Source organism: Paenibacillus sp. SRL342 (assembly GCF_984798905.1).
Window position 1 is genome coordinate 1174654 of sequence record NZ_OZ481790.1, and the last position, 13663, is coordinate 1188316.

The following is a 13663-nucleotide window of genomic DNA, read 5'->3' on the forward strand; positions in this document are numbered from 1 at the left end:
CCCGATAGCAATCCCCCTTGAACTGCTGCAGGGTCACAATTAAAGAGAAGCCACCTTTTAATATCTGTTCGTTTCCAAGGACAACCCCACCATGTGGGGTTATTTTTGCGTAGAAAATTAGAAAAGAATCGTTAAATAACAAATGTTTACGCTTACATTTTTATCTAAAATACAACTATAGTATATCAACAGCAGAGAGGAGTGATGGATGTGAAGGGCGAACTGACCGCAGGTCCGCCGTCTGGATTGCAACCGCCGGACAGTGAAATGAAGCATCGGATTCGGCAGCAGCGGCTTCGACGATTCAAGATGAATATACCGTTAATCTTGATGTTTGTTCCGGTGATTATGTTCTACATTACCTTTCGTTATGCACCCATCGGAGGGCTGGTCATGGCCTTCAAGGACTACAACTTCTATGATGGGCTGTGGAACAGTCCATGGGTGGGCTTTCAGCATTTTCAGACGCTGTTCAGTGATCCGCGCACGGTGGAGATTATTCGCAACACCTTGTTCCTCAGTCTGTTAAGCATCATTATCGGGTTTCCCATTCCGATTATTCTGGCCATTATGCTGAATGAAGTGCGAAACATGGCCTTTAAGCGAACGGTGCAGACGGTGGTCTATATGCCACACTTCTTTTCCTGGGTCATCATTGCGATGATGATTATGACGGTTTTCTCTTTGGAAAATGGGATCGTAAACCGCTGGGTCGAGGCCTGGACGGGAGCACCTTATCCGTTCATGTATAACAAGGGTTCGTGGGTTGCGGTATTTGTCGGCTCAGGGATCTGGAAGGACATGGGCTTCAATGCCATCATTTTTCTCGCGGCACTAACGACCATTGATCCGAGCCAATACGAGGCTGCACAGATGGATGGGGCCAGCAAAATGCGTCAGATCTGGCATGTCACCCTTCCGGGTATACGCTCCACCATTATTCTTCTGCTGATTCTATCGATGGGGCGGGTGATGGAGGTCGGATTCGACCAGGTGTATATGCTTCAGAATTCCAATGTCAATGAGATAGCGGATGTAATCAGTACCTATATCTACCGCACCGGTCTTCAGGGAGCACAGTTCAGCCTGACAACAGCGATGGGATTGTTCGAATCACTGGTTGCATTTATCCTCATTTTTAGTGCAAATTATATCGCACGTCGATTTAACGAAGGTTTGTGGTAGGAGGGAGAACAGCATGAGAAAAACCAAAGGAGAAAAAGTCTTTTATCTAATCAATTATGTATTGTTGTCATTGGTTGCCGTTAGCTGTATCCTGCCCTTACTGAACATTGTTGCCTTGTCATTTAGTGATGCGAGAGCGGTTGTTTCAGGTCAAGTGGGGTTATGGCCCGTCGATTTCACTTGGTTCTCCTATCACAGCCTAATTACGGGAACGCCGATTCTGAATGCATTCTGGAACAGTGTGGAGATCACATTGATCGGTACAGGGCTCAGCATGGCGGTGACGATTATGGCGGCATATCCGCTGTCACGTAGACATTTTTATCACCGGCGCTTCTTTACGATGGCGATGGTGTTCACGATGATTTTTAACGGTGGACTCATCCCGACGTATTTGGTCGTGCAAAATCTCGGTCTTGTGAACAGTTACGGCGCGCTTTGGCTACCGGGCCTGGTGAGCACTTACAACATGCTGATTATGCGATCTTATTTTGAAAATCTGCCGGGGGAAGTGGACGAGGCTGCGCGCATCGATGGTTGTGGTGAACTGGGGCTTTTGTTCCGAATCGTATTGCCATTATCCAAACCTTTGCTGGCGACTATTGCTCTCTTTTACGGCGTGGGTTACTGGAATTCGTTCATGAGTGTGATGATTTATATCAATGATACGTCCAAATACAACATGACCGTGCTCGTCCAAAATATGATTATGTCCAATCTGAATGTACAGGATTTTACCGATCCAACGATGATATCGAATCTGACCCCGGAAGGCATCCGGGCAGCAGCTGTCATTGTGATGGTCATACCCATTTTGGCAGTGTATCCGTTCTTGCAGAAGTACTTCGTTAAAGGGGTCATGCTCGGATCAATTAAAGGTTAAAGCAGGCTGTGGGTTAACCCGCATGGGTTCATATTACAGGAAAGAAAGAGGGTCTTATCTATGGCGTTAACGATGAAGGCATGGATGAAGTCGGGTCTCGTTCTGGGCTTGATCGGTGGTTTGCTGGCGGGATGTACAGGAGGTAACGGTAGCGAACAGGCGGAAGGCGAAGGCAACAGGGGGAACATTACGTCAACGATCTATGATCGGGGCGCGGTCCCAAGCGGCATGGGTACGATCGAAGATAATATGTGGTCCAAGTGGATTAACGAGCATGGCCCGGCAAATGTAAAATATACAGCAGTTCCCCGCTGGGAGTCCCAGTCCAAACTTAATGTATTATTCGCTTCTGGCAGTGCACCGGATATTATTTTTGAATTCGGTACGCCCATCCGTAACACACTGTTTAATCAGAAACAGCTGATGCCGCTGGATGAGTTGATCGAGAACTCAAGTGTGGAATACAAAGCCTTGATGGAGAAATATCCCCAGCTCAAGAAGGCCGGTATCAAAAGCGATGGTAAGCTCTATGAAGTGGGACGTATGAACGAGGTGTTTCCACTAACGAGCTTCTTCATTCGGGAAGACTGGCTGGAAAAGTTGAATCTGGAGGTACCGACCAATGAAGAAGAGATGCTGGCGGTAGCCAAGGCCTTCACGGAGAATGATCCCGATGGAAACGGAGCTAAGGATACATACGGCATCGGTGGATTTCAGTTCGGCGATACAGCGGGTCTATTCCGCTATATGTACAACGCTAACTGGGTGAATGTGGAGGACGGGGAGATGGTGGTTGGTCCCAACAACATGAAAGAAGCCACGGCATTCAAACGTGCATTATATGAAGCAGGTGTGGTCGATAAGGACTTATTGACCGACAAGGACGGGGCCAAGGCGAAGCAGGATTTCCTGAACGGCAAAATCGGTATGTACGCGGCCATGACTTCGGATTATACCGGGTTTGCAGCGAAGGAACTGGATACACTGATGCAGAATGTTCCTGAGGCCAGATTAAAGGTCATCGCTCTGCCAACCACGTCCGTAGGACAGCACACGATGGTGTGGAATAACCCCGTTCAGATGACTGCAGCTGTGAATGCGCGAGCCAAAAATCCGGAAGCAGTTATGCAATATATCGATTTTCTGACCAAAACAGAGTCGGGCCGAACCTTCAAAAATGGATTTGAAAACACGCATTATACGTTAAACGATCAAGGCTGTCCGCGCATCTCTGATCAAGAGAAATACAAGCAGGAGATCAGCTGGGCAGGCGATTACGCCATGTTGTACAGCCGTCTGGAGGAAGGCAAATGCGGGTACACAGAAATGCTGTTCAGCGAAGAGATCCCGTCGCAGAAGGAAGGACTTCGACTATTCAAGGAAGCGCGTGAGGTATACATGACGGATCTTCCGGTGGGAGAGGGCGTTACCCATTCAGAACATATGCCGCAGCTACCCAAGGAGCTTCAGGTCAAGTTGACCAATGTGACAACAGCGATCAACGATATTTTTACCCGTTCCATCATTGGGGGAAGCAAATATACGATCGAACAGGCTGCAACGGAAGCACAGCAGAAGTGGGAACAAGGCGGTGGCCCGGAGATTGAAGCATGGTACAAAGACTGGTGGGGCAAGGAAAAGGATAATGTATTGGTCTGGGACGATTTCTATGAAATCTATGAACAGCAACAAGCTGATTTTGAAAAAGCAGAGTGAATTCAAGGATTCAAATCATTCATACGATTTATAATTTTGGTATTGGTAGAAATAAGCGCTCTGATCCCCTGATCAGAGCCTTTTTAGGTTTGGGCTTCAAATAGGGGAATATTTGACTGAAAAATGAAGTGAATAGAAAGTTCTCGCATTTCGCATGAAACTATATCCAGAACGATGCGTATCATAAGGTATTAATTGTTTTTAAATGTAGAATATTGCCGTATTTCAGAGTATAGTTAAGGAATAATTTAACTTATATTCAACATGATGTAGACATGAAAGTTACTGAAAAATCTTGAAAAGAATGTATGGAACACCAGGTTGAAACTATTGGAGGTTGAGTATGAGTTCATTTAAAGGCTGGTTAAATTCAACAAAACAAGGACTTGAAGAGCAAGTCAAAAAGTTTAAAAATAAAGATTTTATGGATGCCGTGGTTGCAGGGTGTGCACTGGTTGCTTTTGCAGATGGTTCCATTGACGAAGCGGAAAAGAACAAGATGGCCGGTTATATCAACCTGAGTCAGGAATTGAAAGTATTTGATATGGCTGAAGTGATTACACGATTCAATCATTATGTCGCGAACTTTGAGTTCTCTCCAGAGATCGGGAAGCAGGAAGCGCTGAAAGCCATTGGGAAATTCAAAGCCAAGCCGGATGTAGGGCGCGTTATTGTGGGTGTATGCAGTGCGATTGGTTCAGCTGACGGCAACTTTGATGATCAGGAGAAAAGAGTCGTTGCCGAGATATGCATCGTACTTGGACTGAACCCGAGTGAATTCAATCTCTAAGTAGCTATTTTACATATGAAGGGAGGTGAAAATCAGTGGCAAGCATTAATTTGGTCAAAGGACAGAAGATTGATTTAACCAAAGGCAATGCAGGACTTACTGAGGTGATTGCTGGTCTCGGTTGGGACCCGGTAACTGCCAAAGGTTTTTTCGGAAGAAAAAAACAAGCGGATGTCGATTGTGATGCATCGGCGATCATGTTGAATGAGGAAGGCAAGTTGGTTAAGGACTCCAACCTGGTTTGCTTCCACAACAAGCAAAGTGCATGTCGTTCGGTTATCCATTCAGGTGACAATCTAACAGGACAGGGAGACGGTGACGACGAACAGATCAAAATGGATCTGTCCTGTATTCCTGCTGATGTTCATAAAGTATTAATCGTTGTTAATATCTACGATTGTGTCAATCGCAAGCAAGATTTTGGCATGATTGAGAAGGCTTATATTCGTATTCTGGATGGTAAAAATTCCAGTGAGCTCGTGAAGTTCAATCTATCCGATAACTACACAGGTTCAACAGCGTTGATCTGTGGTGAATTGTATCGTCATGGAGGCGAATGGAAATTCTCGGCAATTGGAGAGGGTTCCCATGCGGTACATATCAACGAACTCGCTCGCAAGTACTCCTAAGTACAAGATTTAATCTAATTCGACAATTATCCTGATATTCATATGTAACGATAACTACAATAAATTATAAATAAGCGAGGATGATCATACGATGGCAATTAATCTCTCTAAAGGTCAAAAAATCGATCTGACTAAAACGAACCCAGGTTTGACAAAAATCACAGTAGGCTTGGGCTGGGATACCAACAAGTATGATGGCGGAAAAGACTTTGACCTGGACGTATCGGTATTCTGTGCCAATGCAAACGGTAAAGTAGAAGGCGAGAAAAACTTCATTTTCTTCAACAATCCACAAAATGAAAATGGTTCTGTTGTTCACACCGGTGACAACCGTACAGGAGATGGCGATGGTGATGATGAGCAGATCAATATCGACCTGCCTAACGTACCCGCAAATGTAGAGAAAATTGCATTCTCCATTACGATCTACGAAGCTACGGACCGTAGCCAGAACTTCGGACAAGTCTCCCGTGCTTATGTGCGAATTGTTAACGAAGCAAACAACGAAGAACTGATTCGTTTCGACCTGGGAGAAGACTTCTCCATTGAAACGGGTGTAGTTGTTGGTGAATTGTATCGTCATAACGGCGAGTGGAAGTTCAGTGCCATCGGTAGTGGTTACCAGGATGGATTGGTTGGATTAACACGCGATTACGGTTTGCAATAGGACGTACAGAGCGACTTACAGGATGGGAAGAACCGTCTCCTGGACGGTTCTCCTTTTCATTTAATCACATAACTTGGAAAGGTGGAAAAACAAATGACGATCAGTCTTGCCAAAGGACAACGTATTGACCTGACTAAGACGAATCCGGGCCTTACCCGTGTGGTAGTTGGTTTAGGTTGGGATACAAACAAATATAGTGGTGGAGTCGATTTTGACCTGGACGCTTCGGCTTTTTTGTTGTACGAAGATGGAAAAGCCAAAGGTACGGATGACTTTGTTTTTTACAACAATCCAAGCGGCGGTGAGGGTTCAGTGACACATACCGGTGACAATCGTACGGGTGAGGGAGACGGCGATGATGAGCAAGTTGTCGTTGACTTCAGCAAAATCCCTGCGCACATTCACCGGATCGGTATTACGGTAACCATCTATGATGGAGATGGACGAGGGCAGAATTTTGGACAAGTCTCCAACGCTTTTGTTCGTGTTGTAGATGCTGCAAGTGATCGGGAAGTGCTTCGTTTCGACCTCGGAGAGGACTATTCCACAGAAACAGCTGTGGTGTTCTGCGAGTTTTACCGTGCAGGTGCGGACTGGAAATTCCAGGCGGTAGGCAGTGGCTTCACCGGTGGACTATCTGCTTTATGCAAAAATTACGGACTGGATGCACAATAACTTGGCATAGAAAGGTGAGTCTGCTATGGCGATTTCTGTCGTGAAAGGCCAGAAGAGTGATCTGACCAAAACCAATCCGGGCTTGTCCCGTCTAACGGTAGGCATTGGTTGGGAGGCAGCCTCGGGTGTGGAGCTGGACACATCAGCATTCCTTCTGGGTTCAGACAATAAAGTGGCTGGAGATGAAGATTTTATCTTTTATAATCAGCCCTCTACCTCGTTCATCACGTATATGGATGGTGGACAGGTTGGTGGCGAGAAGAAACAATTCGCCATTGATCTTGGCAAAATCCCTGCCAGAATTGAGAAAATCGCCTTCAGCCTGACGATTCATGACGGTGAAGCACGACGCCATCATTTTGGACAGGTTCAGCATGGTTTTCTACGGTTTGCCAATGCAGCTACAGGTCAGGAAGTGATGAGATATGATCTGGGAAGCGGTTTTACAGTGGAGACCGCGATTGTCATCGGTGAATTGTATCGTCATAACGGAGAATGGAAGTTCAATGCGATAGGATCGGGTTTTGCAGGTGGTTTGAATGCACTCTGCGCTAACTTTGGTGTGGATGTGGATGGTGGATCAGACGCTGCGCCAACCACATCAACCGTCCCCCCGACAGCTGTACCGACTCCACCACCCCCGGCACCCGCACCAGAACTGACGCCTGCTCCTGTGAATTCAATCAATTTCAGCAAAATTGAATTGAAGAAGAAGGGCGACACCATTAACCTCAAGAAAAATGCGGGGGGACTTGGTGAAATCCTGATTAACCTGAACTGGAATCAACAGGGCAGCAAAGGGTTATTTGGTCGCAGCAAGAGTGTGGATCTGGACTTGGGCTGCCTGTTCGAGATGAAGGATGGTACACGAGATGTGATTCAGGCCTTGGGACAGACGTTTGGTTCATTGAACCGTTTCCCTTATATTGCACTGGATGGGGATGACCGGACGGGATCTGTTAAGACGGGAGAGAATCTGCGGATTAATGGTGCACGTATCTCGGAAATTGAGCGCATCTTGGTATTTACCTATATTTATGGTGGTGTGGCCAACTGGTCTCAAGTAGACGGTGTGGTAACCATCCAGCAGAAGGACGGCCCGGATATCATTGTCCGAATGAATGAATACGGGAGCCCGCTTGGCATGTGTGGCATCGCGATGTTACGCAATGTGAACAATGAGACATTCAGTATTGAACGAATTGTGCAGTTCTATAATGGGCATCAGGCGTTGGACGAGGCTCATGATTGGGGAATGCAGTGGGTTGCGGGAAGAAAGTAATCATTCGTATGTATTCATTCAATCCCTCCAGACTAGGAGGGATTGGTTTTTATGCCCCGACAGCTGGAATCAACTATTGCAGATTGGCTATTGCCAAAGGTGCGAGGAGGAGACAACCCTGAAATATTTTAACTTTTTGAGTCTGGAAGAAGAAGATACTTTATTTTTCTCTTCACCCGTCTCGTTCAATCACCGGACTTCCAAAGATCTACTGGCATATGCTGTTGGGGCTGCTTTATATATGCCCGCGACGCGCACACATATCGCGGACGACATTATGAATGGTAAACATGAAGGTCTGACGACTATTATTATTGATCTGGAGGACGCTGTGGGTGACGACCAAGTAGAGTTTGCCGAGCAGTGTCTGGTACAGCATCTAACTCAACTGATGACTTATATGGAGACAGGCATGCTGAGTCAGGATCAAATGCCTCTTCTGTTTGCTCGTGTACGTTCACCACAACAGTTGGAACGTCTCATTGATACGTTGGGAGAATTGGTGTCCATGCTGACAGGCGTGGCATTGCCCAAGTTTTGTGTGGGCAATGGAAGAGCCTATTTTGACCAGATCCGCAAGTATAATCAACGGAAACCGGATCATTATCCCGTTCTCTATGGAATGCCCATATTGGAAACGGCTTCAATTATATATCGGGAGACACGTTGGGAGACCTTACTGGGCCTTCGAAACATCCTCGATGAACATGTTGAATATGTGCTCAATGTACGCATTGGTGCGACCGATTTCTCAAGCCTGTTTGGACTACGCCGAAGTCCTGAATTGACCATATACGATATCGCCACGATCCGTGACTGCATCTCGGATATTATCAATCTGTTTGGACGAATGGACAAGCCGTATGTGATCTCAGGTCCTGTCTGGGAATATTTCAGTCAGCGGGAGCGCGTGTTCAAACCTCAATTACGACAGACTCCATTCGAAGAAACCCTGGGCAAATCAGGGCTGCATCTGAGAATGAAATATATTACGAACACAATGGATGGATTGATGCGTGAAGTCATGATGGACAAGGAAAATGGAATTGTTGGCAAAACGATCATTCATCCTTCTCATATTAAGCCCGTACAAGCGATGTACGTTGTTACACATGAAGAATATTCTGATGCCCAAGACATCATCGCCCGTAATGACGGTAGCCTGGGTGTGTTCAAAAGTAATTACTATAACAAAATGAATGAGATTAAACCACACTTGAGCTGGGCGAATCGAATTCTAATCCGATCACAAATATATGGGGTGTTACATGAACAGCAGCATTTTGTCGGGCTCTTGCCCAAACATGAGCAACAACACAACTACGTTCCCAATTCTTGATCAATTCAGTCTGAACGTTGAGGTTACACATAACCCGCTGCAACTTCCACTTGAATCTCTATTTTCCATGGCTGCACGAATCAATAAGAAACGTTCATTTCTGTTTGTAAGCAGACTGCTGGGCAAGCACATCCCGGTTAACCCGTATACCTCGCTTCTGAGCGGCGCAGCATTGGCTGTTCTGTTATATGAGCACCTGACTGAGGAGACGGAAGAGACCAAAGATCAGATCACCGAGTGGAAACGGGAAATGGTCGAGGGACTGATTGATCCCCAGCAAGCCCGGCAAGTGTACAACATGCTGTTGCAAGAAAGCTTGAGTTTGCCGGAAACGATTCGTTTTGTTGGTTTTGCCGAGACAGCGACAGCGTTGGGTCACAGCATGTACGAGATGTTTGCTGATCATGCTTCCTACATTCACACCACTCGTGAATATGTTCCAGCGATGCATCCAGATATTCAATTTGAAGAAGAACATTCCCACGCGATGGCTCATCGTTGTTATGCGCTGGATCATGAAGCCTTTGCAGGAGAGGGCCCGATTGTTCTGGTGGACGACGAGATTACGACGGGCAAAACGACGTTGAATATCATTCGGGATATTCAGGCCAGATATCCCCGGAAGCAATATGTGATTGCTTCGCTGCTAGACTGGCGTACGGAAGCGGACGAGAATCGATTTGCCGAGCTGGAAGTTGAACTGGGCATTACCATTACACCGTTAAGCCTGTTGAAGGGCCGCATTGAAGTGGTGGGTACTCCACAGTTGGAAGCAACACCCCAAGATGAGCAGCTGTCTCATCCTGCCGTGACGCTTCAGACATCTACCGTTGCAGATGCCTTCGATCAGCTTCATGCCACTTCGGAGGATGGTGAAGGTAAACGTAGCACAGCGAGCTATGTCCAGCATACGGGCAGGTTTGGTATACAATCCCGGCATAATGGCATATTGCGCCAGGAGATTAGCCGAATTGCAGAAAGACTTCGGTCGCAGCGTAAGGGAGAACGGACTTTGGTGATGGGAACAGGGGAGTTCATGTACATTCCAATGCGTATTGCTGCCGAGATGGGAGAAGGTGTGTTGTATCAATCCACTACCCGCAGTCCAATCCATACACATCAGGCTTCAAGATATGCTGTTGTTAGTGGTGCCGGGTATGCCTCACCGGAAGACGCATCCGTTCGTAACTTTATCTACAACATCGCTCCGGGACAATATGACGAGATTTTTGTTTTGCTGGAGAGACAGATGTCCGAAGAACGAATGGAACCAATGGTGAAGGTACTGGAACAGTTGGGATGCGGACACATTCATATTGTATATTGCGGTTTGCCAGAGAAGACAGGGGACAACGGGCAATGAACTTAACTACACTGGAGCTTATCAGACAACGTGAGATTCCGTCTCCCGAGCCGATGGGCAGTTATGCTGCATCCGACGTTGTTTTCCTATTGAAGGATATCAGCCATGTGGATCTGGAAAAGGGAACGGGTGAACGGGAGCAGGCGATCCAATCCGGGGTTCATTATTCGGAGATGCTGCCCGTGGAATATCAGCCCACAGCAGAATACATCGAGCTGTTCCATCAGACGTTGGAACAATCCGCTGCAAGAATTGCACTTCATACCGCCATCGTGGCTGAGAAGATCGTAGAGCGCAGGGGCCTGAATCTTGTACTGGTATCATTGGCTCGAGCGGGAACCCCTGTTGGCATCCTGATCAAGCGTTATATTGAATTGAAATACAAGGTGACGATTCCGCATTATAGCATTTCGATTATTCGTGGCAAGGGTATGGACGAGAACGCAATTTTATATATTTTACAGCAGCATGGTCTGGAAACAGCCATTCAGTTTGTAGATGGTTGGACAGGCAAAGGGGCTATTCGCAAAGTGCTGAAAGAGTCCTGTGACCAAATGGAACGGACTTATGGCGTAAGTCTTGATGATGATCTTGCTGTGTTGGCTGATCCGGGGCAATGTTCAGGAACTTTTGGGACAAGGGAAGATTATCTTATTCCTAGTGCTTGTCTGAATTCCACCGTCTCGGGACTCGTGAGCCGTACAGTACTTCGGGATGATCTGATTGGGCCGGCAGATTTTCACGGAGCCAAATGGTATCGTGAATGGTCCTCTGCGGATGTGTCGAACCAATATGTGGATACCATTGCTCGGCATTTTCGACAGGTGATGAACCAAGCGGAAATTCGCTCGGAGGACAATGCTACTGGTACTTCGGAAATTACCTGGAAAGGATGGCAGGATATTGAGTCCATCCAGCAATCTTTTGGCATTGCGAACATTAATCTGATCAAACCTGGAATCGGAGAAACAACCCGAGTGTTATTGCGACGGGTCCCCTGGAAGATTCTTGTGGACCGTCTGGATAATCCGGATTTGCAACATATCATGATGCTCGCCAGAGACAGAAATGTGCCGGTTGAGGTATATCCGGGACTAACCTATTCCTGTTGCGGCATTATTCAATCCCTGGGAGGTGGAGGAGAATGATGATCTACGCAAGTGATCTGGACCAGACGCTGGTGTACTCCCGTCGTGCGCTCCGCATTCCCGAAGATACACCGGGACTTGTTCCCGCAGAGTGGATTAACGGCAAGTTGTCCGCTTTTATGTCAGCATATGCACTGGAGCGGTTGCAGTCTTTGCCACAAGACATTGTATTTATGCCTGTGACGACACGTACCGTGGAGCAGTACCGGCGCATTCATATTTTTCAGAGCGAATGTATTCCGAAATATGCGGTGACGAGTAATGGTGGCAACATTATTGTTGACGGTCAGGTAGACGATGAATGGAACTTGCATATTCGTTCTTTGCTTCGTCAGCAGGCAGCTGCTCCTGAAGAGATCCTGGATTTATTTGACGATGTACTGAGCCCGGAGTGGGTGATTAATCAGCGATTGTGTGATGAGCTGTTCTTTGCATTACTGATCGAACGTGACAAGCTTCCGATGGAGCGTATTGCGGAAAAGATTCGGGTGTTAGAGACGCTGGGATGGGAGAGTTCAATCCAGGGTCGGAAGCTCTATCTGGTGCCTTCAGCCGTGAACAAAAGAGCTGCAGTGGAGCACATTAGGCAACGCATTGGCGATGTGCCTGTGATTGCTTCGGGCGATTCCTTGCTGGATCGTTGTTTGCTGGACTTTGCGCAGCATGCCATTGCTCCGTTACACGGAGAGTTACATGTGGAGAGACAGCGTGCACCTGAGCTGGTGCCATATCAATTTACGGAACAATTCGGTGCTTTTGCAGCAGATGAGATTCTCGATTACGTTCACCGTATTCATAACGATCAACAGACCCAGATAGACCATGCCGAGATAAGGGAGACCGTATAAATGAAAAAAATGAAGATATACTTCAACCGTTGGTTCTCTGTAACGTACCATTATATGAATGCGATTCGGGACAATGAGGACGGCATGGAATTTGAGATCTACGGTACTCATCCTGATCCGGGACACATGGCATTACAGGGCTGTGATGTTGCAGAAGTTGAACCGCGTCTAACGGGCAGGGAGTATGTTGATTTTTGCCTCGACTTTTGCCGTCGTCATCAGATTGATGTGTTTATTCCACGCTGGAACATGCTGGACATCAGCAGACATATCTCCCTGTTCGAAGAGATCGGCACACGGGTTATCGTATGCTCGGACACGGAATTGCTGGAACAATTGATGGAGAAGGACCGTTTCTATGAATCAGTGCGTGAGAAAGGCATTATGGAGATTCCGGATTATTTCACGGTCAGTAATGCTGCACAATTCCAGCAAGCCTATGAGGCGCTGCGTGCACGTGGACACGATGTATGCTTCAAACCATGTAATGGTGAGGGTGGTATGGGATTCCGAGTGATTAACAATGAACGTGATCCGTTGCAGGAGTTGTTCGGATATGCGCTGAACTCGATTTCATATGAAGATGCCCTGCGGGCATTCTCTTCTGCTCCGTCCTTTCCCAATGTCATGGTGATGGAGGTACTGGAAGGATATGAATACAGCATTGATTGTCTTTCGGATCGCAATGGGAAACTTATAACGGCCATCCCGCGTAAAAAAGAAAGAGGACGTTTACGCTTGCTTGAAGAAAACGAGGAATTACTGGCAATTGCCCGTAATGTGACAGAGGCATATCGGATTCCATATAATTTTAATATACAGATGAAATATCGCAAGGATACACCGAAGCTGCTGGAGATTAATCCGCGTATGTCGGGTGGGTTGCACATGTCTTGTCTGTCCGGCGTGAATTTCCCTTATCTGGCAGTCAAATCTGCACTTGGCCATGATATTGGACCACTTCATCCGAAGTTTGGCCTTCTGGGAAGTCATATCGAACAGCCATTTATAATCGACGTTCAGAAGGTAAGCGGAGTACACCACGTCTAGCTGAGAATTTCCCTCAACATTGACACCTTCTGGATGGTTTTCTTACAATACGGATAAGAGGTATTCAAAAAGTCCACTTTTGATTACG

The 13663-nt window shown here is 46.8% G+C and carries 13 protein-coding genes; all 13 read left to right on the forward strand.

Annotation, left to right across the window (positions count from 1 at the left end):
• The first annotated feature begins 267 nt into the window (after positions 1–267).
• A complete protein-coding gene (locus tag AC4E8D_RS05250) occupies positions 268–1185 on the forward strand; it encodes an ABC transporter permease (RefSeq protein ID WP_260632600.1) in 918 nt (305 codons plus the stop codon).
• Between the two features lie 13 nt (positions 1186–1198).
• A complete protein-coding gene (locus tag AC4E8D_RS05255) occupies positions 1199–2068 on the forward strand; it encodes a carbohydrate ABC transporter permease (RefSeq protein ID WP_036606256.1) in 870 nt (289 codons plus the stop codon).
• A gap of 60 nt (positions 2069–2128) precedes the next feature.
• A complete protein-coding gene (locus AC4E8D_RS05260) occupies positions 2129–3784 on the forward strand; it encodes an extracellular solute-binding protein (protein WP_221818916.1) in 1656 nt (551 codons plus the stop codon).
• Positions 3785–4127: 343 nt separating this feature from the next.
• Positions 4128–4574: a tellurite resistance TerB family protein gene (locus tag AC4E8D_RS05265; RefSeq protein WP_221818917.1), complete on the forward strand. Its 447-nt coding sequence runs from the start codon at positions 4128–4130 to the stop codon at positions 4572–4574.
• Positions 4575–4609: 35 nt separating this feature from the next.
• Positions 4610–5203, forward strand: a complete 594-nt coding sequence (locus tag AC4E8D_RS05270; protein WP_221818918.1) for a TerD family protein — start codon at positions 4610–4612, stop codon at positions 5201–5203.
• Positions 5204–5294: 91 nt separating this feature from the next.
• The gene (locus AC4E8D_RS05275) at positions 5295–5870 is read left to right on the forward strand and encodes a TerD family protein (RefSeq protein WP_221818919.1); all 576 of its coding nucleotides are present in this window, start codon (positions 5295–5297) and stop codon (positions 5868–5870) included.
• Between the two features lie 93 nt (positions 5871–5963).
• Complete coding sequence (locus AC4E8D_RS05280; protein ID WP_221819295.1) at positions 5964–6545, forward strand: TerD family protein; 582 nt, start codon at positions 5964–5966, stop codon at positions 6543–6545.
• A 25-nt stretch (positions 6546–6570) separates the two neighbouring features.
• Positions 6571–7827, forward strand: coding sequence for a TerD family protein (locus AC4E8D_RS05285; protein ID WP_221818920.1), 1257 nt, complete (start codon positions 6571–6573; stop codon positions 7825–7827).
• Between the two features lie 136 nt (positions 7828–7963).
• The gene (locus AC4E8D_RS05290) at positions 7964–9166 is read left to right on the forward strand and encodes an HpcH/HpaI aldolase/citrate lyase family protein (RefSeq protein WP_223199854.1); all 1203 of its coding nucleotides are present in this window, start codon (positions 7964–7966) and stop codon (positions 9164–9166) included.
• Between the two features lie 67 nt (positions 9167–9233).
• A complete protein-coding gene (locus AC4E8D_RS05295) occupies positions 9234–10529 on the forward strand; it encodes a phosphoribosyltransferase family protein (protein WP_260632602.1) in 1296 nt (431 codons plus the stop codon).
• A complete protein-coding gene (locus AC4E8D_RS05300; protein WP_221818922.1) occupies positions 10526–11677 on the forward strand; it encodes a cysteine protease StiP family protein in 1152 nt (383 codons plus the stop codon). The genes AC4E8D_RS05295 and AC4E8D_RS05300 overlap by 4 nt, the downstream gene beginning before the upstream one ends.
• Positions 11677–12525 (forward strand): HAD family hydrolase, encoded by an 849-nt coding sequence (locus AC4E8D_RS05305; protein ID WP_221819297.1) that lies wholly within the window; start codon positions 11677–11679, stop codon positions 12523–12525. Before AC4E8D_RS05300 ends, AC4E8D_RS05305 begins: the two co-directional genes overlap by 1 nt.
• On the forward strand, positions 12526–13575 hold the full coding sequence (locus AC4E8D_RS05310; RefSeq protein WP_490205942.1) for an ATP-grasp domain-containing protein: 1050 nt from the start codon (positions 12526–12528) through the stop codon (positions 13573–13575). It begins immediately after the preceding gene.
• Positions 13576–13663: the final 88 nt, after the last annotated feature.

Bases quoted from the DNA above. Each gene is read 5' to 3' on its own strand.
- AC4E8D_RS05250 (WP_260632600.1), top strand. From the start codon at position 268: ATGAAGCATCGGATTCGGCAGCAGCGGCTTCGACGATTCAAGATGAAT.
- AC4E8D_RS05280 (WP_221819295.1), top strand. From the start codon at position 5,964: ATGACGATCAGTCTTGCCAAAGGACAACGTATTGACCTGACTAAGACG.
- AC4E8D_RS05295 (WP_260632602.1), top strand. From the start codon at position 9,234: ATGGCTGCACGAATCAATAAGAAACGTTCATTTCTGTTTGTAAGCAGA.
- AC4E8D_RS05255 (WP_036606256.1), top strand. From the start codon at position 1,199: ATGAGAAAAACCAAAGGAGAAAAAGTCTTTTATCTAATCAATTATGTA.
- AC4E8D_RS05260 (WP_221818916.1), top strand. From the start codon at position 2,129: ATGGCGTTAACGATGAAGGCATGGATGAAGTCGGGTCTCGTTCTGGGC.
- AC4E8D_RS05300 (WP_221818922.1), top strand. From the start codon at position 10,526: ATGAACTTAACTACACTGGAGCTTATCAGACAACGTGAGATTCCGTCT.
- AC4E8D_RS05310 (WP_490205942.1), top strand. From the start codon at position 12,526: ATGAAAAAAATGAAGATATACTTCAACCGTTGGTTCTCTGTAACGTAC.
- AC4E8D_RS05265 (WP_221818917.1), top strand. From the start codon at position 4,128: ATGAGTTCATTTAAAGGCTGGTTAAATTCAACAAAACAAGGACTTGAA.
- AC4E8D_RS05275 (WP_221818919.1), top strand. From the start codon at position 5,295: ATGGCAATTAATCTCTCTAAAGGTCAAAAAATCGATCTGACTAAAACG.
- AC4E8D_RS05305 (WP_221819297.1), top strand. From the start codon at position 11,677: ATGATCTACGCAAGTGATCTGGACCAGACGCTGGTGTACTCCCGTCGT.
- AC4E8D_RS05285 (WP_221818920.1), top strand. From the start codon at position 6,571: ATGGCGATTTCTGTCGTGAAAGGCCAGAAGAGTGATCTGACCAAAACC.